The sequence below is a fragment of the Streptomyces sp. NPDC048415 genome, from assembly GCF_040651675.1.
Lineage (GTDB): Bacteria > Actinomycetota > Actinomycetes > Streptomycetales > Streptomycetaceae > Streptomyces.
Map to the genome: position 1 here is coordinate 11,996 of NZ_JBEZKJ010000026.1, position 22,012 is coordinate 34,007.

Sequence of the window (22,012 nt, forward strand, 5' to 3'; positions counted from 1 at the left end):
AGTCAGACCCTGAGTTAAGTGACTATGGAGCTGATCCGATGGAAAATCCTGAGTGGTGGCTGACCGACTACACCTTGGATGACGTCGACTGGGAGCCAGTGGAACAGTGGGGCGGCACGGTGTACGGCCTTGGCTCGGTCAAAGAAAACGGCGGCCATGTGGCCGTATTCACCACCGGTGAGCACGTCGACATCCAGATCGGCGCGTACAAAGAACGTGCTACCGCGTGCCTTAATGCGTTCCTCATTGACAGCATGATGACTGACCCAGGCCCTGGCGCCCTGATATGGGGATCAGTACACCTGTGCAGCAACCTGGAGTCAGGGCGCACATACATCTTCCTCAACCGCGGGGATGAAGAACATGTGCTGAAGGGACGAGGCAGCTACGCAGAGATGGTGATCGAGGCGGCCCGGTTGTTCCTCGAAGGTGCCGAGGAGGGTGGGGAGTACGACAACGACGGGGAGTTGGAGCCTCACGAGTCTGCCGAGCGGAAGGTTGGAGAGGCCTTGCGTAAGCTCCGGGCGGACGGCCTGATATGTGTGGGGAGGGCTACGGAGCCAGCGGTCAGCATGGCCAAGGTGGCGAAGGCTCTCAAACTCTCCCGTACTCACCTCGACAAGATACTCGCAGGCAATGCCTGGACATAACAGCCTCTACCGTGAGACTAGGAGGATTGTTAAGGTGGCGATACTGGCCCTCCTTGGGTATAAGCGAACAGGAGCTGATGCGTCAGGCCATATGTCAAACTCCCTAACTGGCGCAGCCCAGCACCAAGGGTGAGGTTCCCCCGGTGTATGGGAGGTGCTGATTAGCCGGTCAGAGCAGGTTGACGGGATTTCAGTCGGCTGCCAGGGGTTCCAGGTAGTACCTTCCCGGCTCCGTGCAGGGCGGCAGCAGCTCGTCGGCGCGTGAGTTCACGGGGAAGAGTCTGCCCGCCTCAGGGTCGAGGTGGTAGATGAACGCCTTGGCTCTGTCCGCGAAGGCTGCCGCAGGCCGACTGATCCCGCCGCCGGTAATCAGGATCAGCCGCTTCGGTATGTCCTCACCTGCCGCCGCAGCCAAGCCATTCAGACGCTGGATCTCGGACGTTGATAGGGTCCTGGTCCGGTCGCTCCACTCTATGTGGTACGCGTCGGAGTGGATGGGGCTGTTGGATTCGCCCTCGCAGACGTCTCCGAAGCCGAAGGCCGTGAGCTGTTCCAGAACGAGTTCCGCGAGTTCCCGGGAGCCTGGCGGCCGCAGGGCGCGGTCGGATCCGGTCGCGTCCATGAGGAAGACGGACTCCTGCGCATTGGATGCCGGCTCGGCGGATACGCGCGAGGGCTTGGAAGTCTCCCATGGCGCGCCGCACGCGACCCATGCAATCGGCCCTTCGCCGATCAGGTCGGCGACCTGGCTCATGGAAACGTCGGCATGCGGCACGCAGGGCGTCGGGAATTTCCTTCGCCATAGGGAGTAGCCGAGATCGACACGCCTCCAGGCCCCCCACTCCGGGCGGTGCATGTCGACCAGCCAGCCGATACTGGGCTTGATGGACACCCTGACGAAGGCGCAAGGAATTTGGCCTCAAGGTAGGCCCCTTCGCTCCGTCTGCGATGTGGAGCTTGAGCTTGTCACGCGGTCCGTAGGGCAGGTACCCGTTGCCCGCCACAACGCGCCGGGCACGCACGCCACGTTCGACCAGGAGATCGGCGAGCTCGGTTATTTCCGTAGGTTCACTCTCGTGCCAGCACCACGGTGACGCGACCGGCACGCCGGCCAGGTGGGCCAACGCGTGGGCGTGCAAGGCGTCGACGATCACCTCGTCGGATGTGTTGTTCATAGGCCAGACCGAAGGCTCACTGTCCTGCACCGACCTGACGAGCAGCCATACGAACGTGCGGCCGAGCGTTGCCGGGAACAGTCCGACCCCTTGGTCTCCGGACAGTTTGACCTTCAGGTACGGCTTCAGGCCCTCGGAGTTGAAGTCGACCCGCCCGGCCAGCTCAGGGTGACGTTCGAGCAGCAGATGCTCCAGAGCCTGAAAGTGCAGGTGCTGGTCCAAGGCGGCGACCATGTCACTGGGAGGGAAGAGCAAGGAGAAACGCTCCGTGTGAGTAAGCGGTGCAACGGACGATGCCATCAGTTGGGGAAAGACTAGGGCTGGCCAGATTCCTTGATCAACGCCCTTGGCCGGATACGATCCGCATGGTCCGTCGTGGGAGCTCGAGTTCGGTCCGCCTGTCTTGTCGATCGGGGGCTACGCCTCTCTGCTCCACGGGTCGGCAAGTGCGCCACCAGGAACAATCCGCCCCAACCTCACTGCCCCGCGCCCGCTGCACCTTCCTGGCGTTGGTCCGGGATGGAGGGCCAGCAGTACACGTCCAGAGACCCGCAGGTGCGGTCGATGTCGCCGCGATTGTGGCGCTGACGCATACTCACGGGCGCCGGTCGAGCGGGTTCGTGATGCTGCTTCATGTAGATCACGCTTTGATCACACAATCTCCGCATGGCCTCCGCGGTGTGCATGATGATCCACATCGCCGCTCACCAGTGATGTTCCTTGCCGCGGGGTACGTCGGCGACATGCTCAAGAGTGGCGGTCCAGAAGTCTTTGGTCACCAACTCTCCTAGAAAGACGTACAGTTCCGTACGATTTTCTGTGGTGTTCGGGGGGTATTGGGCGCCGCGAGGGACTTCTAGCGGGCGTTGTCGGGTGGGCACTGTCAGTCGCGAGCGGGGTTAGATATGAGAGGGACGGACTCGGACGATCTACCGTCCCCTGGTAGCCAACTCTTCATCGACGGCGGGATGGCTACTGTCGTCGCGGCTACCGGTGCTGGCGATGGAGTCGACCTCGTCATGCGCCGCAGCGACGGCACGCTCACCGACGTTGCGCTGAGCCTCGCTGAGTTGCATGCGGCTGTTGTGCCTGTCAACGACGCCGATGGTGATCCTGCCCGGGCGCTCGCTGCGCTGTGGGGCCGGTGGATGCAGTACGCCGTCCCCCGCATCCGGTCCGCTGTCCTCGCCACGCGCCCGCTGCGGCCGTACGCGCACCAGGACGAGGCCGTGTTCAGCCACATGCTGGCCCAGCCACGCCTGCGGTTCCTGCTCGCCGATGAACCTGGCACCGGCAAGACGATCATGACGGGTATGTACATCGCCGAGGGTACGCGGCGAGGTTTGATACCTGGTAGAACGGTGATCATCGTGCCCGCGCACCTCGTGGAGAAGTGGAAGCGGGATTTGCACCGCTACTTCGCGATCGAGGCGGCCACAGTCACTCCTGACGTCGCCAGGGACCCTCGTGACCTCGATCCGCGCGTCAGCGTGTGGGTCGTGAGTGTGGACCTGTACACCTACAACCCGGACGTCCGGCGCAAGATCTCCGGGGCCCGGGCGTCGTGGTCGCTCACGGTCTTCGACGAGGCGCACCGACTGACGCCTACGTCCCAGTACCTCGGCGCCGCACGGGAAGTGGGGAACCGCACCCACCACTTCCTGCTGCTGACCGCCACGCCGCACCGGGGCAAGGAGCACTACTTCCGTGGCCTGCTCAGCCTCCTCGACCCCACGCTGTACCCCTGGGACCCGCGACAGAGCGAGTACGACAATGCGCTGAGGCCGTCGACTCTGTCCTTTTTGCGGAGGATGAAGGAGGAGCTGAAGGACTTCGAGGGCAATGAACTCTTCCCGCCTCGGTACGCCGAGACGGTGTCGGTCGACCTCAGCAGCCCCGAACTCGCGGCCTACACCGCGGTGATGGACTACGTCGACACTTACTACGGCGAGAATGCAACCCTGGCCCGCTCGATCTACGGCAAGCGAGCCGCCTCCGCACTGGTGGCGGCCGCCGCCACGATTACGCGGCGACACGAGGCACTCAAGGGTCCAGCGTCCAGCCGGGTCGACGGCCCCATACCGGACGAGTTCACTCAGGGTGATGGGTCAGTGAACCTTGCTGTCGAGGACGACGAGGCATGGGAGCGGGCAGAGGGCGTCGTCGTCAACGCCCGTAGCCGCAGCAAGAGCGAAGAGCTCACGGCGATTGATGGGGTCATCGCGACCATTCGACTGGCCACGACCGCTGGCCCATCCACGAAGTGGCTCCGCACCCAGAAGCTTCTCACCCAGCACGGCATCGCACCGGGGCAAGGTCAGCTGCTCATCTTTACCGAGTTCGCTGACACTGCCCGCTGGCTTGCCAGTCAGTTCACCCACGACGGGTATAGCGTCGAGACTCTCGAGGGTGCAGTGAGGCACCATGAGCGCGACCAGCTCCAGCAGCGGTTCCTCGCTGGTGAGTTCCAGGTCCTCGTCTCCACCGACGCCGGCGGCGAGGGCATCGACCTGCAGTCCGCCCACGTCATGATCAACTGGGACATTCCGTGGTCCCTTGTTCGCCTCGAACAGCGCATGGGCCGATTGCACCGTATCGGTCAGACCAAGCCGGTGCACATCTACCACCTCGTTGCTCCTGATACCCGTGAGGGCCGGGTCCAGGAGGTCATGCTCGGCAACCTGGAGGCCGCCGGAGAGGCGCTCGACGGACGGATCTTCGACCTGCTCGACGCGACCGCCGCCCGTGCTGGCTTCGACTACACCCGCGCGCTCATCGACGCTCAAGCCGGTCGGGCCGTCACGGTTCCCGATACGGCCGAGTTGTTGTCCAAGGCTCAGGAGTTGGTCGGCGACGAGGATCGGCTACACACGCCCGCCAACACCGAGGCCGCGCTCGACCGGTTCCGTAGCGATCGCCTCGAGGCGATCAACCCCGTTATAGTTGACGGCTTCGTCGACCAGCTCGCCCGTGCCGAGCAGTGGCGCCTCGGCCCGGGGCCGGCCAAGGGCATCCGCCAGGTCAACTCGGCCCGGCTGCTGCCGCCGACCCTCGGCGGTGAGCACGAGGCGCTGGTCGCTGCTGACGGGACTTCTGTTCGGCAGGCGATCAATGACGGCTCTCGGGGACTGGACGACGTCGTTGTGCTTGGGCCTACCGAAGAGTCGTTCGCCGAACTAACCGACCTTGCGCTGCGTACCGGCGAGAGCGAGCTCATCCGGGGCACGGTCCTCAGCGACCCCGCGTCGCTGACGAACTACACCGTCCTGGTCTACGACGCCGAGGTCGAGGTACATGACGGCATCCGCCGACAGCGGCGAAAGTCCCCGGTCCTCATCCGGTACTCCGGCGCCGGAGCATTCGAGAGCGCTTGGGAGTCCCTCATGTTGCTCCGGCCAACCGGTGCTAGCCATGTCGCGCCGCCCATGTCGCCGGCGCTGAGGCACGACAGCGAACTTGAAGCCCGCGCGGCGCTCACTCGCGAGGTCGCCCGCGCGCGGGCGGAGCGGGAGGCGTGGGTCGACAAGGCGCGCCAGCAGCTTGACCAGGTCGAGTACCGCTACATGGACGAGCTCGAGGATCTGCCCGCCACGGAACGGCGTGAGCGGATGTCCCGATTCGAGGAGCTCAAGCGCCACCGTCTCGCGCAGCTCGATGACATCAACAAGGTCGGACAGAGCGCTCCCCGCTTGGTCGGTTGGGCACACGTCATCGGTGAGGCCCGTGTCGATCAGCTCGGCTACGACCCGGACAGCGAGGCGGTGGCGGTGGCCACCGTCCTGGCCGAGCTGGACCGGCTCGGTTTCGACGTGGACGACCGCCAGACCGCAGGCGTGGGCTACGACCTGCTCGCTCGGCACCGCACGACCCGAGAACAACGCCTCGTTGAGGTCAAGGGCTTCCACGCAGGCTTGGAGCCGGTGTGGCTGGAGCAGCACGAGTGGGCTCAGGCGCAGCAGCGCGGCCAGGATTACTGGCTCTACGTCGTTACCGATTGCGCCATATCGCCGACAGTCCTCGTCCGCGCCCAGGACCCGGCTGGGTTGCTAGCCACCGGGCCACGGCGCATCGAGCGTTTTCAGATCAAGGTTGCCGACCTACGTCGGCTGATGGGAGAGCAACGGTGACCACCACCACCCAAACGCCGTCGACTGGCGCGACGGCCAACGCGGACCCCGTCAGTGACGTACGCAGCCGCCTGATCGACCACTGGTTCCCGTGCTCGTCGGTTGACGCTGCCGTGGGCACTCCGGCGGGATCCGGCCGGAGCGAGAAGGCGCTCTTCACTTGGTTCGCTTCTCGCCCTATCGCGCAGGCCCGTGCCGCCGTACTTACCACCCTGCTACCTGACCGCGATGACCTTCACGCAGATGTCCGACTGGCCGTAGAGGCGGGCAGCAGTGTTGCGCTGGGTCGACTTCGCGAAGCCATCGCGGAGGAGTACCCCTCCGGTCGCCCCGTCGTACTCGATATCTTCAGTGGCCGAGGCATCATCCCTCTCGAAGCAGCGCGCCTCGGCGCGACCGCTGTCGGAACGGACCTCAGCCCGGTCGCAACGCTGGGTGGGCGCCTCCTTGCCGACTACCCACTGCGTGACTGGTCGTCTGAGGCTGTTGTTCCCTTCGCCAGTGGAGCCGAGCCGGAAGACAGACTCTTCAGCGACGATGAGCCGCGGCTGCTGCGCGATGTCCGCGCCGTACTCGCTGAAGTGAACAAGCGTGTGGCCAAGTCTGTCGCGCCCTACTACCCGACCGATAGTCGCGGCAAGGTGCCCTGGGCGTATCTGTGGGCAGTCAGCATCCCCTGTGACCAGTGCCGCCGGCGCTTCCCGCTCATCGGCGGCATGCGGCTGCAGTTTCCGTCTGGGCGTGAGGGGGACTACGGGCAGTCGCTCGAACTCGTCATCGACGGGGACCGGTGGCGTCCCCAGGTCGTGGACGGAGACCCCGCCCAGCAGCCGACGTTCTCGGCCGCGGCGGGCCGCAAGGGCAAGAGCGCTCGCTGCCCGTTTCCGTCCTGCGGACACGTCCACACGCTCGACACTGTCAAGGCGAAGGGTTTCGGTGGTCAGTATGAGGACGAACTCCTCGCCGTCGGTGAGGAGAACGAGGGGGTTGGCAAGACCTTCCGCGCCCCGACGGCTGACGAGATTACAGCCGCGAAGTCCGTCGACCTTGCCCAGCTCGACAGCTTCGGCCCATTCACTGCTGTTCCGGACGAGGCGATCCCGCCTGGCAATCAAGACACAATCCGGGCCAGTGGTTACGGCTACCGCACCTACGGCTCTCTCATGAACGACCGACAGACCCTGCTTTTCGCGGAGACAGTCCGGGCCATCCGCGGCATTCGTTCCGATCTTGTGGCTGCGCGACTCACCACCGACTACGCGGACGCTCTTACGGCCTACGCCGCAGCCACTATGCAGCGGCGACTCCGATACTCCACTCGGGGCGCGAAGCTACGGGCTTTCGGCGGCAACGCATCGCGCAAGGGCACGTGGGTACAGGTCCACGACATCTTTGCGGACGAGAGCAAGGTGTCCTTTCAGTTCGACTACCTCGAGGCTGGCCCGGGCACTGGGCCGGGCACTTGGGAGAGCGTTACTGAGAGCGGCCTGCAGGCGCTTAAGAAGGTTATCCACGGAAGCGATGCAGGACGTCCGGGCCGATTCCGCCGAGCCTCAGCGATAGCGCTGCCCTTCCGCGATGGGTCGGTCGATGCGGTCGTAACCGACCCGCCGTACTACAACATGATCGACTACGCCGATGCGTCGGATCTGTTTCACGTCTGGCTCAAGCGTGGCCTCTTCGACGTGTTCCCTGATCTCTTCGATGTTCCGGGGTTGCAGGACAAGACCGACGAGATCATCGTCAAGCGCGGCAATGCTCAGGGTGAGCACCGAACTCGCGACTTCTACGAGCAAATGCTCAGCCGTGCTTTCGGCGAGGCACGGCGCGTGCTACGCGCAGACGGCCACCTCGTCGTTGTGTTCGGACACTCCGACCCCGACGCGTGGCGACGGCTGCTCGGAGCCCTTCACGATGCCGGCTTCGTCGTCACCAGCTCATGGCCGTCGAGGACCGAGACCGCCTCGACTGGGGTGGCAAGCATCAAGGTCACAGTGGCGATTGGCTGTCGCGTTGCCGCCGTGATCCGACCGGTTGCCACCGCCGCTCAGGTCGACCGTGAGGTCGCAGAGCGGGTCAAGACCGCTGTACGGGAGTGGGACCGTGACGGCTTGGCCCTCACTGACCAGCTCATGGCCGCATATGGGCCAGCGATGGAGGCCTTCGGCTGCTACGCCAAGATTCTCAAGCCTGACGGCAGCCAGGCCGAGCTCGATCGCTACCTCACGCTGGCGCGTACCGCGGTTCGCGACGCCACAGCGCTCAAGCTGGACGCGCTGCCGCTTGAGACGTTTGACGCGCCGACCCGGTTCGCCGTCTTCTGGCAGCGGCTCTTCGCGCGGTCGGACGTTCCCAAGGGCGAGGCCCGATTTCAGGCGCAGGCGGACAACCTCCGCCTGGAGGATCTGCGCGGCGCGCTACTCACGGAAAGTAAGAGCGGCTACAAGTTGCGTCTCGACGCCCCGAGCGCTGTCAACGATAAGTCCTCGACGTTCGAGGTGGTCCGGGCTATGGCTGCCGCCTGGGACCAGGGCGCCACCGAAAGCGTTGCCGCTGTCGTCGCTGAGTCTGACCGGCAGCCCACTGACGCGCACCTATGGGCCGTCGTCGGGGAGATCCTCGCGCAGCTGCCTCCCAGCGACACAGTGGCCAAGGCTCTCACCGCCGTTCAGCGCAACGCAGGCACCATAGCCAACCTTGCGCACCGTGTCGCCACTGAGCTTGCTGCTAGCGAGCGCGACGACCAGCTCACCCTGCCGTTCACCACCAAGGAGTCCTGAGCATGTCGACCGGCACCGCTTCGCACTGGGCCGATGTTCTCCCGCTCCGGACCGAGGTCACCGCGTCCGACGGCTCAGTGGGCGAGCTGCAGATGAGCCTGCACAAGGCTGTCTACCAAACCGTTGACGTGCCCTACCGCAAGGTCGACTACTACGGCGACATCACCCAGCCCACCCCCAATCTCGTTGGCTTCTTCAGTCGCGTTGCTCGCCGGCTAGGCACCGACGCCGAGACCACGGCGCTGTTTCACCTGGACCAAGGCATGGGCGGAGGCAAGAGCCATGCCCTTGTCGGGCTGTACCACATGGCCAACTCACCGCAGAAGTTCTTCGCCACGGAGCTGGGCCGTAAGGTCCGCAGTGAAGCGGGGCAGGGCGGCCGCGACGTAGACCTCACCGGCGCCCAGGCCGTCGTCCTCACGGCCGACTACTTCAGCCCTGGCAGGCCCAGCGAGACATTCGGCCCTGCCACGAACCTCTTTGAGCGGTTTCTCTGGTCGCTGACCGGCGGAGACATGGACCGCTACCAGCGCTACGTCGATGGCGGGCCAAATAAGGGGACGCTGCAACACGCGCTCAGCGACGCGGGACGGCCGGTACTCATTCTGCTTGACGAGCTCATGGACTACGTGCTGCAGCTCGCCGACGCGACCAACGTCGACCGCATGCCCAACGAGAAGGCGTTCCTCAACGCCCTCATGGACGCCTGCGACGACGTTCCTCGCGTCGTGTGCGTCGTGGTCATGATACGCAGCGAGCTGGACGAGCGCGGATATCCGCCGCTCGCTGATGATTTCCGCAGCTATGTGTCCGACCGGCTTGTGCGTAACGGCCCCGATGGCAGGGTTGCGGTCACTGAGTCCCACGACTTCGCCTCGATCATCCAACGCCGACTGTTCGAGCCGGCCGAGGTGGGTGCTGCAGCGTCGCACGTGGCCAAGCAGTACGACACGGCGAGCGAAATTGCTTGGCGAGACAAGGTGCTCGACAAGCTAGGCCCGAACCGTGCGTTGACTGGCTTCGCCGAGCGGGTCGAGGCAAGTTACCCCTTCCACCCCGAGCTCATGCGACTGGTGCGAGAGGAGTGGTCACAGGTCCAGAACTTCCAGCGCGTTCGCTCTACGGTCGCGATCTTCGCCCGGACCGCGCTGCACTGGGTTACCGAGCACCAGGCCGGGCGCTGGGCGCCAGCCCTCATCGGCGTCGGCGACATCCCTCTCACCACCGCCCTGGAGCAGTTGTTGTCCTCCGGCCTCTTCATGGGCAACGACCGGGCCATCCAGGGCTATCGCTCTGTCGCCACCACTGACATCACCAGCACCGACGGGTCCGCAGGACGCGCTGTCGCCATCGACCAGCGGCTGCGCAATGCTGGCGTCACCGCCCACCAGGACCACGCAGGCGTGCGCATGGCCACCGCCCTGTTCTGCTACTCGATGGTCGCCCGCCCGCGAGGCGGTCGGGGGGCGACAAAGGCGGAGATGCTTGCGGCGATCCTCGAGCCGACTCCGAAGCCTGGTTCGCCCTACACCGATGCTGAGGAGATCTTCAACGCCCTCACTGGCGAGGACGGCCTAGGCGCACTTGAGATCACCCAGCCGACCAACGCACCCGGGCGCTATTACCTGTCCATCAGGCAGACGCTCCGGATGTACTTCACCGCCTCCCTTGCGCTCGTGGACCCGCCCTCGTGCGAAAAGCTGGTCTGGGAGCAGACGCAGAGGCTGGCTCGGCGCGGAACCTTCGACGAGATCCGCTTCATCGACGCGCCGATGGCTACCGGGGACATCGACCTCCCGCGCACGTTTGACGCGGTGGACTCGGCCGTCACCCGCCTCGTCGTGCTCGACTCGCGCCGCTGGACTCTACTCAACGGCAAGGACACTGTCAGCCGCGCCGAGATTACCGCTCTCCTTGGGCTCGGACCCGACGCTCTTCGCGTGGACAATGCCGCCAGCTGCGTCGTGGCCTGTGTGAATACACAGCGGCGCGACGTGGCGCGCAAGCGAGCCAGAGAAGTCCTCGCCTGGCGCAGTGTGCTCAAGCAGATCAGCTCTGAGGACGTCGACGAATTCCGCGAAGCCACCACCAAGGTGACCGAGGCTGAGGACAAGCTCAAGAAGGACATCGAAAAGGCCTTCCAGCACTACGCTTACCTCGTCCGCGCCTCGGACGGGCTGCATGTGGAGTTCAAGCGACTCGACGACGACGGCAAGTCATCCTTGCGCGGCGATCAGGTGTGGGCGGCGCTCGTCGAGGCTGGTCGCGCCACGAACACGGCAGGGCTCTCGGCGAACTATCTTGCAGCCCTGCTGGATAATTTCGAGCGCACATTGACACCGCGCGAAGTCGTGCAATCTTTCTACAAGAACTCGATGTTCCCCCTGGTTGCCGCGACCGACGAGATACGCCAGGCAATCTTCGCTCTCCTTCGAAGCGGTTGGGAGTTGGCAGACTCCGACGGTGACAAGCTTGCCATCGCGTCCCCGGAACAAATCTCGATTGGCTCCATCAGCCAGAGTCTTCGCCGCGCTGTCAAGGCGGCCGAGACTGTGCCTGCGGCCGGTGTTCCGTCCAAGAGCACAACGACGATCCCGATCCCTAAGCAGCCGAGCGAGCCAGCCAGAGGCGAGGGGCCGAGCGGATTGTTTGGCGTCGACGACCAGGACTATCGGGCTACGGCAGGACAGGCCAGCGAGGCCGGCACTGGAGATGGCATCCCTGCCAGCTCGGATCCCAACTCCTTCAAGCGATACATCGTTGAACTCACCAACCGCAGTATTACTGCACCAGAGGCCCGTGAGCAGGTCTGGCAACTTCTCAAGGAACTTAGCAAGGTCCTAGACGCACCCAGCGCTAACCATCAGCTCATGAGCCTGAGCGTCACGCTTATCACCACGGAGGGCGCACAGGGAGCCATCGAGCAAAAGGCCAAACAGGCAGGGGCACGCGTTAGGGTCGAGGACGACGACTTCTAGCCAGTCAGGCAGCATGAACGGACGCCAAGGCACTGGTACGCGCAGCCGGGCAGATGATTGCCCTGTGCCGACCCGCGATTGGCCGGAGGCTGAGGGACTGGAAAAGGACGGGGAATCGCAGCGCCCCGGCCGGTGTATCCGGTGTGTTGAGGTCCGTGCATGCACCTGAGATTCCTGCCCGCGCGAACGCTATAGGCAGGAGGCTGAGTCGGGTCGGCTTACTTCTTCTTGCCCTGGGTCATGTCGGGGATCTTGGTAGTTGGGTTTTCGCAGCTCATGGACGGTGGGCGCGTGCGCCTGGTGGTCGTCGTTGGTCGTCCTTGGCCGCTGTCAGGCAACCTCGGACGGCCCAGAGACGGCCCAGCATTGCCGCGCGCGATTGACGGCCGGACCCTTGATGCGCGCCGCCTGAACCTCAGGCGAAGACAGTCAGTCACGACGGCGTCTGCGCTGACTGACCACGCACGCGTATGCCTCGCTGCACCCCCGCCAGCCTCAGCCGCGCTGCCGTCGAGACGAGCAAGCCCAGACGACCGGGGCCTGACGGCAGCAGTCGAGCCCTCAGCTTGGGAAACTTGGGTTCTACGGGCTCGGTAGTCCCGCTGACCTGCTGTCGAGCCGCGTCATGACCTAAGGGCGTCTCTGGCTGGGTGACCGCTGTTCCCCATGGCTCCCCGCAGTATCTGGCACGGGTCTGGCACGCGGCGCGTTCAGGTGGATTAGTCAGTCGCTCTGCGAACCCGGCATGCCGATACCGGATCCGAGATCGGTGGAGGCGGTCAACGAGTGTGCCGCGGCCCTGAGATTGTTCTCCCATCTCGGGAGTTCGTCCGGGCCCATCCATTCGCGGTAGTCGGCTGCGACGGACAGGAACTGTGTCTCCTCCGGTGTGCGGGCTGCGACCGTCATCGACAGCCGGTCGGTCACGTCCTTAGGGCTCAACTCGCCTTTCTGAGACCGAACGCGAGGTTCACTAGGAGCCATCGACCAGCTGTCTCCTCGCCGGGAAGGGGTATGTCGAGTTCGTGCAGGGCTTGGACGTACAGTTCACGGATCTCGGCCTCGTCGCTCCTGCGTGGCAGGCCGGCCAGTTCGCGCAGGGCGGGGGAATCACGCCCGTCGACGAGTGCATGAGCAGCAAGCATCGGGAGCTCCTCGGGTGGGAGTATCCCCGCCACATACCGCAAGCGCTGTGTTGCAAGGGGTCAATGCGCCGTGAGAGCAACGAGACGTCTTGGCCACCTGATTACCGTTCAGGCCTCGGCTTCTTTTGGCCCCGGGACTCACCGGGAATCTTGGTGACCTGCGCGTCGGATGCTCTTGAGACCTAAACCTCTCCCTGATCCTTCAGGGTGCGACTCAGCTTGACGAGGTGAGGGTTCGACGGGTCGCGATCCAATCCCTTCCTCACGATTTCGCTCGCTCGCGTCGCATCCTTCGCATAAATGAAAAGCCATGCAAGGAATCCAAGTTCAGAGGGGGTAGCCTCGTCAATTCGGTCCTCCATCAAGCTGATGAGGTTCATAATGGCGAGATGTCGGGCATCAGGGTCCATCTGAATCAGTTGATTGCTTTGCGCGTGAGCAAAGCAGCTAGCCGCGTTAGCGATCTCCGAATACTCAACCCCGGGAATCTCGGCCAAGAGAGTGCGCGCATTCAATTCGCCGGTAACATCCGACAATCGCCGATTAATCCCGATCAACTTTCGAAGAGCCCTAACGCTTTCGCTGTCCTTTTCTAGGAACCGTTCAATTGATGTTCGGGCATTTACCCAGTCTTCTTCCTTCGAGCTCTCCATGTAGAACTCTGCAATTCGCAACCAAGCGCCAGGATACTGGTCAGCAACGTACTCCAGTGCCCGCATCTGAGTCTCATAGTTTTCGCCGCGCAAGCGGAGCGCATCGATAACCCTAATCATTCGCTCGACACGAGGAGCCATGCCACGGGCAACATCGATGACTTGCATTGGGCCGAATTGCTGAATGAGGGCTGTATCCGCGAGGACTGCAGCTCTAAAGGGGCTGAGCTTAAGCTTGCTCTGACCAAAGACGCTGGCCGTGACAGGCGTGCGAAGAAATTCTCCACCTTGTTGGTCCGTGACAACTTCAATCATCGAGTAGCGTTCAAGCTGGCTCAGCGCATCGCTCACATCGATTGTGTCATTCTGCGGCCTGAGTAGCGCTGCTTCGAGGGCCATACGTGGAACAAGCGAGCGCCAGTTGCTGAGGGTCAGAAAGACGCGCTGCGCCGCCGGGGTCAAGAGCCCGTAAGATCGTTCAAACAGAGCCCTGAGTGAATCCTCCTTATTTAGAAAAAGATGCTTAACGGGTACGGCCTTACCTTCTCGCTGGGCGTCACCTAGGAGTATTTTGGCAAAGTATGGATGCCCATCTGTCTCGTCGTAAAGTGAATCAATGTAGGCGTGATTTAGCAGGCCTTCTATTCTCAATTTCCGAGCGGTGTTCACCACGAGGTCTTCAAATTCGTCGCGTTTGAGTCCGCGGATCTCCACCGGGAAGTCCGCTTTAAAATCTCGCATACGCGTGGTTATGAGAACCTTGTTGGGGCACCGCACATAGGAATCGATGAACTGGTAAAGCTCGATTGGATGCGCAGCCGTCTCGAAGTTGTCGAATACTAGCAAAAGACGTCGATTTGGATCGCGATCAGAGAGGCTGCTAGCGAGATACTCAGTCGCTTTGAACCCCTTCTCCTTGGATGAGCTGGGATGCATCAACGCGGCAAACTGCTTAGCAATATCTTCTTTAGAGAGGACCGCAGGGCGGACCGGCTTGGGCCCCGTAGATAGCAGGTCAATATCGCGGGAACTAAACCAAAGGATGGCGAAGTAGTCGCCGGAATCGGCCAACTTATGAAGAACCTCGAGTGCGAGCGAAGTTTTACCGATCCCGCCTCGTCCGACTAGAGTAATAATTGGGTAGCGGTCAGCCTCTTTGAGGAGGTCGATTACTTCATTTTCTATGTCAGGTCGTCTGATGTAATCCGGCAGGCCTGGGGGAATATTGGCAAATGAGTTGCCGTCGACATCGAGGTTCAGCTTCCCCTCGGTCTCGCTGGGGGGAAGTGACTCAGGTGGCGTCTGGTAGGCTTCGGCGTTTTTCCGATGCCGAGTGTCCGAAATGTAGGAGAGCAATTCATAGCTTGAAGTGGGAACCTGGGCAGATTTCGACTTATACCCACCGTTGGCAACAAATACATCTTGGACGTCCACGTCGCTCGACATTAGTGGAACGGCCAGTAGACGATCAGCTATTCCAATGTAGACACCATCCTGGTACGCGTGATCCCTTTCGTTTTTAAGGTATGAATATCTCTCAATGTTTCCGGCGATCAAGGAGACCCGATATTTTCCAGAAATGTTCCGATGGAGATAGATCCATGGTGTAGAAAATATTGAGCAGCCAATCAGAAGTGCTGTTATCGACTTTTCTAGTGACGGTGCAGCTGCAGAGCACTTAACTCCGGTGATTGCGCCATGCCCCCGCGTCCTATTGCGCAGTGCGGCAAACGCGGTGGTCCACCATTGAATGTTGGATTTCCGTGGCGCTTCCTCTAGGGTGTCATCGATGGACTTCGCTGCAGCGCTTAGGGCGTCAATTGCGGTACGTTGCCATGAATCTGATCCTTGGGAAAAGTTTTCCGTGAACTCGCGCACGAATGGGCGCGCCTCAGTGGCAATGAAAGCGCTAGCCGGTCCAACGAGAACCTCACTGAAAGCGCGACTCCACTCGCCAATTCCGTCTGCGCGAGATAGCTGGTATTCAATTTTGTAGCGCTGTCGATCGCGATCGCTCTCAACGCATGCCAATGTGGCCACGGTCATCAGCTTTACCGCAAGTTCGCCTAGCAGCATGAGATCATGGAAGTAAGCGATATCTGAATCGAGCTTGCTCTGCTCAACGCGTTGCCACATGCGGTCGAGAATTTTGGAGTCGAACATCGTCACGCGCCCCCCAACGTGAAGAAACCCGGTCAAAGTATTGAGAACCCGCCCAAACGACCTACCGCACCAGCAGGCTTGTGACCTGAACTGGGGTCGTTCGCGCTGTCGAGAAGAATAGCGCCTCTTGTGGCTCAAATGGGGTACGGGGACCACAACTTGTGGGCGCGTCAGGTCATCCCACCACTAGATGTGGGGATAGCTGCGAGCCTTTCAGGCTACTGGCAGCCACTGACAGCGGTTGGCGTAGCGGCTTGGGGGGATGATCGTGGCCCCTTGAGATTCCCGCGCGTTGGACGGTCTGTAGACCTACCTCCTTCACTCACCACTCACCCCAGCTCCCGGTTGACGCTCGTCAACGCTGCCAATTACGCGGTCGACCTAGGGGAGCTGCGGGAGAACCCGATCACGGCCGTCCGCTGGCAGAAGCCGAAGGTGTCCAACCAGGTCGATCCACGGGTGGTCGCCAACCCGGAGCAGGCTTGCAATCTCCTGGCGGCCGTTTCCTACGTGGGCGGTTATCGGCGTGCTCGTGGCCGGCGCCTCGTGGGTTTGTTCGCTGCCATGTACTTCGGCGGGCTCCGGCCGGCTGAGGCGGTCGGCCTCGCTGAGATGGATCTAGGCCTTCCCGAGCAGGGCTGGGGATCGGCATTGCTCCATCGGACTCGTCCGTCGGTCGGCAAGCAGTGGACCGACTCGGGGGAGACCCACGACGACCGCGGGCTCAAGAACCGACCGACCGAGGACGTCAGGCGGGTGCCGATCCCGCCTCACCTCGTAGCCGTGTTCCGCGAGCACCTGGCCACCTTCGGCACGGCAGACGACGGGCGGCCTTTCTTCAGCGAGAAGGGCTCGGTCGTCCCGTCCTCCACCTACTACCGGGTCTGGCAGGAGGCTCGGCTCCTGGCTCTCCCGCCAGCCGCCGCGGCCTCGCCGCTCGCAAGTCGCCCATACGACCTACGGCACTCGGCGCTGTCGACGTGGCTCAACGCTGGCGTCGACCCCACCGAGGTCGCCGAGCGCGCCGGCAACAGCGTTGAGGTCCTGCTAACCCGCTACGCGAAGTGCCTCGACGGGCGGCAGGACGTCGCCAACCGGCGAATTGAAGATCTGCTTCGCGAGTACGAGTGAGTCACAGCAACCGCATCGACGCCCTCGGCAGCGTGCCGGGGGGGCGTCGTTTGCCTGGGCCGTCAAGCTGAGCGAGTGGCCTGGGCTTGCTCCGAGGCGAGCAGACGTCTAAGGCTCCTTCGCTCGCTATTGAGCTCAGCAAGCATCCGAGAGCTATTTTGCGCGAAATCGGGCTGGACTTCGACGCCGAGGTCCTGACGCAGAGTGACCCGCAGGAGGTACACGCCGTCGGACAGTGGACCGCTGAACCAAGTTCCGGCACGGGTGTACGCCCCTACGAGATCGGGACTGGTCGGCAACTGCTTTACGACGGTGTACCCGACTCCGAGCGCCCGGTTGAGGGCCGAGGCGATCTCATGGACGTCTTTCGGTAGAGCCATCTGTGCCACCGAGTAGTTCTCCAACCAAGCGTCCTTGGCAGCGTCAAGGGTTGCGGGTTCCGCGGCCTGACCGCGCTCGGCCGCTCGGACTGCGTCTCGGGCAGCGACGCGGTAGGCGCGAGCCGTGGTGTTCAATCGTGCATAGAGATCCCGTCGGGCCTGCTGCGCTCGGTCGTGGCGGTCTTCTGCCCGTTCACGATCGGCCCGCTGGTTCTGCTCGCGGGTGACGCGCTGGCTGAGCACTGCCCCACCGAGAGTTCCGCCCAGTGTCCCCACAACTCCGATGAGTGCGACGGCAAGCGTGGTCACGTCCACGAGATCCCCCAACTCGTCCATTCATCTGCCTGCGGACGGCCTAAGACGGCGTGACAGGCGCATCAAGGCTTGGGCTCCCCACCCGAGCACCGTCCGACATCGGGACGAAGATAGCGGGGAGGGCGGCTGCATGGCGTGTAGGTGACGCGCCACCTGCGGCGATGCCCCAAGATCCCGTCCACGCCTCGTCCACAGCCCCCGACATACGCCCGCTCCGAGCGGCACACGTCTGCACATACGCGAAGACCCCGGCCTCAGCGTTTCCGCTGGTGACGGGGTCTTTGGACACCTCATAAGGGGTGCCCCCGGCAGGATTCGAACCTGCGCACACGGCTCCGGAGGCCGTGACCGCGTCCCGTGCCGCGCGGCGGACAGTTATGGTGCGCCCAACTGTTCACCCTCGGCTGACCTGTCAGTTACGGAGGGGCTGCGACTGCTCGTTCGTAACCCTTCGTTGTGCGTCATAGCCCTGCAGCGAAGTCCACGAAGGCGGCCCACTCCGAGCTCCGGAAGGTGAGTTGGGCACGGGCGGAAGCCTTCGAGTCTCGGACATGGACAGTGCCGGGTGCAGCGGCGACCTCGATGCATTCGCCACCTTCACCACCGCTGTAAGTGCTCTTGAACCAGGCAAGTTCGGAGGCGGACTTCGCGGCTACCTCGGTGCTCATCGCTCTCCCAACTGGTCGTTGATCAGGGCAAGGGACTCGCGTGGAGTAAGAGCCTGCCCGCGAATGCTGCTATAGCGCGCGGCCAGGATACGCACCTCCTCCGGATCCGCGATCAAGTGGCTGGCGCCCTGCACCTCCAGGTACGCGACCTGCGGCTTCCCTTTGGGAGTCAGGAGGACGAAGGGACCATCCACACCAGGGTTCTCGTCGCATGCCAAGGGCAGTACCTGAAGGGCGATGTTGCGTAGTCGGGCCAGGCTGAGCAGGTGCCGCAACTGGTCCTCCTGGACCTTCCTTCCGACGATCTCGCGCCGTAGCACGGCTTCATCGATGACCGCCGTGACCATCGGCGGAGGCCAACGGGTCAGAATCTCCTGGCGGGCCAGCCTCGCAGTCACCCGCTGTTCGATCGTCTCCTCGGCCCACAGTGGCTGCCGCACAGTGAACGTGGCACGGGTGTACTCCTCCGTCTGCAACAGCCCCGGCATTGTGACCATGCTAAAGAAGTTGATCTCAACCGCACTGTCTTCCAACCGTGCATAGTCTCGAAACCAAGCCGGATGCCGAACCCGCGCCTTCGCCTTGGCCTTTTCCACGTCCTCGATCGTGGCCTTCAACAGCCCACTGGCGCTGAGTAGTTCATCCGCCGCCTCCAGGAACTCCCTCTGCGGAGTCCGTCTTCCCCGCTCCAGCGAGGAGATCAGGTCCTCGCTGTATCCGAGCCGCTCCCCCAGCTCCTTCTGCGTGAGGTCGGCCCGCTCCCGAAGTAGCTTGACCTGCTTGCCGATTGCCCGGCTCAAGTCGGTGGCCTGCTCGCCTTCGTCGTAAGCCTCCTGCGGCTCCGTCACCGTCATCCCAGCACCGCCCTGCCGTCTTTCACCGCCACCACGTCACGGCCGACACCCCGTACAGGACACCGTCCGTACCGGTACACACACCCTGCGTACCGAAGGATTCCCTGGTCAGGGTAGAGCGAGGCGGCCACGCTCAGTGACATGAAGTCAGAAATCTCCACCCGGCAGTTCAGTCAGCTCCTCAGCGCCACGCCTCGCGGCGCACGGCTTGCCCGGCTGCTGGCCGTGCAGCAGATCGGTGAGTGGGGCTGGCCGCCCAGCTGCACGGTGAGCGAGTGCGCAGGGGTGGTCGTCGGTGAGCTGGCGGCGAACGCGGTCGCGCACGGGCGCGTGCAAGGGCGCGGGTTCCGGCTCACGCTCACTGTCGGGGCCTCCGACACGCTCCGTATTGAAGTCGCCGACCCACGAGGCGATCGGCGGCCCCTGGTGCGTCGTACCGCGAGTTCCAGCGACGAAACGGGCCGCGGGCTGCTCCTCGTCGAAGCGCTGGCTGCCCGGTGGGGCAGTGAGCCATGGCCGCCGTCCGGAAAGGTCGTGTGGGCGGAGATCGATCTCACCTGCCCTGTGACCGCCGCTTTCGCATGCGCCGATCAGCCGGCAACCGGGACTGTCCCGGCACCTGCACCCGAGGCGGCAGACTGATGACGGAGGAGGAGCGTCCGGCTTCACAGAAAGGGCCCCGACCAGGTCATAAGACCAGGTCAGAGCCCGGATGGCAGACGAGTCGGGCTATACGCCGGGTTCTGTCGCCCGGTCGCCTCGCGGCGGCCGGGGAGACGGCCATCCATCTAGGGCCGACGTTGCCGTCGGCCTCGTGCGGTCTACCCGCGGACTCGGGCGGGCAGCCCTCGAACGTCCGCGCAGGGTCGCCCCTTCTTTCGAAAGGGCGGCCCCTCTTGACCTTGCTCCGGGTGGGGTTTACCTAGCCGCCTGAGTCGCCTCAGGCGCTGGTGGTCTCTTACACCACCGTTTCACCCTTACCGAGAGCCGGAGCTCTCGGCGGTTTGCTTTCTGTGGCACTGTCCCGCGGGTTACCCCGGGTGGCCGTTAGCCACCACCCTGCCCTGTGGAGCCCGGACGTTCCTCGGGGAGGTCCACAAGAACCTCCACGCGGCCGTCCGCCCGGCTCGTCTGCCGTATCGACCATGATACCGGGCGTGCGGCTCGCCCCGGTCCCGCCGTCGCCGTCGCGGTCGCGGTCGCGGTCGCGGTCGCCAGGACCGAGCCTGCCAGGATCAGGGCGAAGGCGGCGAGGATGCCGGGAGTCAGGCTTTCGTCCAGGAAGGCGGCGCCCGCCGCGACCGCGACGGCCGGGTTGACGTACGTGATCACCGTCGCCCTCGTCGGGCCCGCCTCCTTGATCAGCTCCAGGAAGGCCACGAAGGCGATCGCCGTGCACACCACGCCCAGGCCGGCCAGGGCCGACAGGACCTGGGGGGAGGGGATCGCGGAGGGCCGGGTCATGACGGCCGCGGGGGCGTAGACCAGCGCCGCCAGGGTCAGGCAGGGGGCCGTGAGCTGGAGGGACGGTACGTCCTTCAGGTGGCGGGCGGCTATCACGGGCGCCGTCGCGTAGCCGACGACCGTCAGCAGGACCTCGGCGAGCGAGCGGGCGTCTCCGCCGGTCAGCCGCGGGATGGTGAGGACCGCCACGCCGGACAGGCCCAGGGCCAGGCCGGTGACGCGGCGGGCGCCGAGCCGTTCGGTGTCGCCGAGGAGGCGGGCCGCGGCCACGCCGACGATCGGCACGCCCGCGATCAGCAGGCCCGCGGTGGAGCTGGACAGGTGGCGCTCGGCGTCCGTCAGGGTCCACCACGGGGCCACGACCTCGATGCACGCGAAGGCCAGCATCGGGCGCCAATGGGCCCGTACGGTCCGGATCAGGCCGCCTTGCGCGAGGGCGAAGGGAAGCAGGAGCACGGCGCCCACCGCGCAGCGCGTGAACACCACCACGGACGGGGACACACCGTCCACCGCCACCTTGATCATCAGATAGGGGATGCCCCAGACCACTCCCATCAGGGAGAACAGGAACCAGCCGCGTGCAGTCATACGGGCAGTGTCGGCCGGGTCAGCGCCCACCGTCTTGAACGCTGTTGCGGTACGCCGCCGGGGTCACGCCCACCACCCGGCGGAACCACCGGGTGAGGTGCGCCTGGTCCGCGAAGCCGACGAGCCCCGCGACCTCGGCGGGGCGCAGCCCGGACTCCAGCAGCCCGCGGGCCCGGTTCACCCGGTACTGGGCCAGCCAGGCATAGGGCGGTATCCCCATCGTCGTACGGAAGGCTCGTAGGAGCTGGTAGCGGGACAGGCCCAGGTCGGCGGCGAGGCAGGCGAGGGAGGGGGGTGCCTGGAGTTCGTCGGCGAGGCGGTCGCGTACGGCGAGGGCTATGGGGGCGGCTCCCGGGACCGTGTCGCAGGCCGGGCGGGACGTGGAGTGGCGGCGAGCCAGCGCCGTGAGCAGCCACGGGACGCGGGACTCGGCCTCCAACGGGTCGGGGCACGCGCTCAGTTCGGTGTGCGCGGCGCGCAGAGCGGCGGCCAACTCGGGGTCGTCGAGGAGGGGTTCGCGGAAGTGCGGGAGGCCGCCGAGGGTGCCTTCAGTGAGGAGGGTGGGCTCCGCGTACAGGGCCTGGTAGGCGTAGCCGTCGCAGGCGGCCGGGCCGCCGGTGTGCATCTCGCCGGGGGCCAGCACGACGATGGAGCCCGGACCGGTGTGGATGCGGCCGCCGCGGTAGTCGATGATCTCGGAGCCGCCGACGCAGACGCCGATGGTGAACTCGTCGTGGGCGTGCGGTGCGTAGCGGTGCCGGTCGAAGCGGGCGGTCAGCAGGTCGAGGGGCCGGCCGTCACGGCCGAGGGCGGCCCGGGTCCAGCGGGCCTCTTCGCGTACGGTCACTGTCGCCTCCCCGTGTGCTGCTCTCAGGGGTGCAACGCGTGCGTCCTCCGATTCCATGCCGAGAGTTTTCGCCCCCTCCGCCCCTACCCGTCCC

13 protein-coding genes, 1 other RNA gene and 2 pseudogenes are annotated in these 22,012 nt (G+C 64.4%); 6 read left to right on the forward strand and 10 right to left on the reverse strand.

Going from position 1 to position 22,012, the window contains the following annotated elements; genetic code table 11:
• The first annotated feature begins 38 nt into the window (after nt 1–38).
• The gene (locus AB0D27_RS19135; protein WP_362509725.1) at nt 39–650 is read left to right on the forward strand and encodes a hypothetical protein; all 612 of its coding nucleotides are present in this window, start codon (nt 39–41) and stop codon (nt 648–650) included.
• A gap of 190 nt (nt 651–840) precedes the next feature.
• Here AB0D27_RS19135 and AB0D27_RS19140 read toward each other — a convergent pair whose 3' ends face one another.
• Entirely contained in the window at nt 841–1,542 is a 702-nt protein-coding gene (locus tag AB0D27_RS19140) for a hypothetical protein (protein WP_362509728.1), read from the reverse strand.
• A 1,302-nt stretch (nt 1,543–2,844) separates the two neighbouring features.
• On the opposite strand from AB0D27_RS19140, the gene AB0D27_RS19145 reads away from it, so the two are divergent.
• From AB0D27_RS19145 to AB0D27_RS19155, 3 genes are read left to right on the forward strand one after another with little or no spacing between them, the layout of a single operon-like run.
• A complete protein-coding gene (locus AB0D27_RS19145) occupies nt 2,845–5,952 on the forward strand; it encodes a helicase-related protein (RefSeq protein WP_362509731.1) in 3,108 nt (1,035 codons plus the stop codon).
• A complete protein-coding gene (locus AB0D27_RS19150; RefSeq protein WP_362509734.1) occupies nt 5,949–8,732 on the forward strand; it encodes a DUF1156 domain-containing protein in 2,784 nt (927 codons plus the stop codon). Before AB0D27_RS19145 ends, AB0D27_RS19150 begins: the two co-directional genes overlap by 4 nt.
• A gap of 2 nt (nt 8,733–8,734) precedes the next feature.
• Nucleotides 8,735–11,710 carry a DUF499 domain-containing protein gene (locus AB0D27_RS19155; RefSeq protein ID WP_362509736.1) on the forward strand — a complete coding sequence of 992 codons (2,976 nt, stop codon included), beginning with the start codon at nt 8,735–8,737 and terminating at the stop codon, nt 11,708–11,710.
• A 723-nt stretch (nt 11,711–12,433) separates the two neighbouring features.
• On the opposite strand, the gene AB0D27_RS19160 is transcribed toward AB0D27_RS19155, so the two are convergent.
• From AB0D27_RS19160 to AB0D27_RS19170, 3 genes are all read right to left on the reverse strand, one after another.
• Nucleotides 12,434–12,652 (reverse strand): hypothetical protein, encoded by a 219-nt coding sequence (locus AB0D27_RS19160; RefSeq protein WP_362509739.1) that lies wholly within the window; start codon nt 12,650–12,652, stop codon nt 12,434–12,436.
• The gene (locus AB0D27_RS19165) at nt 12,649–12,855 is read right to left on the reverse strand and encodes a hypothetical protein (RefSeq protein WP_362509742.1); all 207 of its coding nucleotides are present in this window, start codon (nt 12,853–12,855) and stop codon (nt 12,649–12,651) included. Before AB0D27_RS19165 ends, AB0D27_RS19160 begins: the two co-directional genes overlap by 4 nt.
• Before the next feature lie 182 nt (nt 12,856–13,037).
• A complete protein-coding gene (locus AB0D27_RS19170) occupies nt 13,038–15,671 on the reverse strand; it encodes an NB-ARC domain-containing protein (protein WP_362509907.1) in 2,634 nt (877 codons plus the stop codon).
• A gap of 348 nt (nt 15,672–16,019) precedes the next feature.
• Here AB0D27_RS19170 and AB0D27_RS19175 point away from each other — a divergent pair.
• Nucleotides 16,020–16,802, forward strand: a pseudogene (locus tag AB0D27_RS19175) (site-specific integrase); the annotation flags it as partial.
• 62 nt (nt 16,803–16,864) lie between these two features.
• Here AB0D27_RS19175 and AB0D27_RS19180 read toward each other — a convergent pair.
• The 3 genes from AB0D27_RS19180 to AB0D27_RS19190 all read right to left on the reverse strand — a co-directional run bounded on the left by AB0D27_RS19180 (nt 16,865) and on the right by AB0D27_RS19190 (nt 19,019).
• Entirely contained in the window at nt 16,865–17,518 is a 654-nt protein-coding gene (locus AB0D27_RS19180; RefSeq protein WP_362509745.1) for a hypothetical protein, read from the reverse strand.
• Nucleotides 17,519–17,958: 440 nt separating this feature from the next.
• Entirely contained in the window at nt 17,959–18,165 is a 207-nt protein-coding gene (locus AB0D27_RS19185; protein WP_362509748.1) for a DUF397 domain-containing protein, read from the reverse strand.
• Nucleotides 18,162–19,019 (reverse strand): helix-turn-helix transcriptional regulator, encoded by an 858-nt coding sequence (locus AB0D27_RS19190; RefSeq protein ID WP_362509751.1) that lies wholly within the window; start codon nt 19,017–19,019, stop codon nt 18,162–18,164. The genes AB0D27_RS19185 and AB0D27_RS19190 overlap by 4 nt, the downstream gene beginning before the upstream one ends.
• A gap of 141 nt (nt 19,020–19,160) precedes the next feature.
• Here AB0D27_RS19190 and AB0D27_RS19195 point away from each other — a divergent pair, with 141 nt between their 5' ends.
• Nucleotides 19,161–19,661: an ATP-binding protein gene (locus tag AB0D27_RS19195; RefSeq protein WP_362509754.1), complete on the forward strand. Its 501-nt coding sequence runs from the start codon at nt 19,161–19,163 to the stop codon at nt 19,659–19,661.
• Between the two features lie 74 nt (nt 19,662–19,735).
• Here the strand turns inward: AB0D27_RS19195 and rnpB are convergent.
• The 3 genes and pseudogenes from rnpB to AB0D27_RS19210 form a co-directional block, all read right to left on the reverse strand.
• Nucleotides 19,736–20,149: RNase P RNA component class A (gene rnpB, locus AB0D27_RS19200), an RNA gene on the reverse strand.
• 142 nt (nt 20,150–20,291) lie between these two features.
• A pseudogene (locus AB0D27_RS19205) lies at nt 20,292–21,071 on the reverse strand (DMT family transporter); the annotation flags it as partial.
• 19 nt (nt 21,072–21,090) lie between these two features.
• Nucleotides 21,091–21,918 (reverse strand): AraC family transcriptional regulator, encoded by an 828-nt coding sequence (locus tag AB0D27_RS19210; protein WP_362509757.1) that lies wholly within the window; start codon nt 21,916–21,918, stop codon nt 21,091–21,093.
• Nucleotides 21,919–22,012: the final 94 nt, after the last annotated feature.

Excerpts from the sequence above, each read along its gene's own strand:
- AB0D27_RS19135 (WP_362509725.1), top strand. The coding sequence starts at position 39 with ATGGAAAATCCTGAGTGGTGGCTGACCGACTACACCTTGGATGACGTC.
- AB0D27_RS19145 (WP_362509731.1), top strand. The coding sequence starts at position 2,845 with ATGCGCCGCAGCGACGGCACGCTCACCGACGTTGCGCTGAGCCTCGCT.
- AB0D27_RS19155 (WP_362509736.1), top strand. The coding sequence starts at position 8,735 with ATGTCGACCGGCACCGCTTCGCACTGGGCCGATGTTCTCCCGCTCCGG.
- AB0D27_RS19165 (WP_362509742.1), bottom strand. The coding sequence starts at position 12,855 with ATGCTTGCTGCTCATGCACTCGTCGACGGGCGTGATTCCCCCGCCCTG.
- AB0D27_RS19170 (WP_362509907.1), bottom strand. The coding sequence starts at position 15,671 with ATGTTCGACTCCAAAATTCTCGACCGCATGTGGCAACGCGTTGAGCAG.
- AB0D27_RS19180 (WP_362509745.1), bottom strand. The coding sequence starts at position 17,518 with ATGGACGAGTTGGGGGATCTCGTGGACGTGACCACGCTTGCCGTCGCA.
- AB0D27_RS19185 (WP_362509748.1), bottom strand. The coding sequence starts at position 18,165 with ATGAGCACCGAGGTAGCCGCGAAGTCCGCCTCCGAACTTGCCTGGTTC.
- AB0D27_RS19190 (WP_362509751.1), bottom strand. The coding sequence starts at position 19,019 with ATGACGGTGACGGAGCCGCAGGAGGCTTACGACGAAGGCGAGCAGGCC.
- AB0D27_RS19195 (WP_362509754.1), top strand. The coding sequence starts at position 19,161 with ATGAAGTCAGAAATCTCCACCCGGCAGTTCAGTCAGCTCCTCAGCGCC.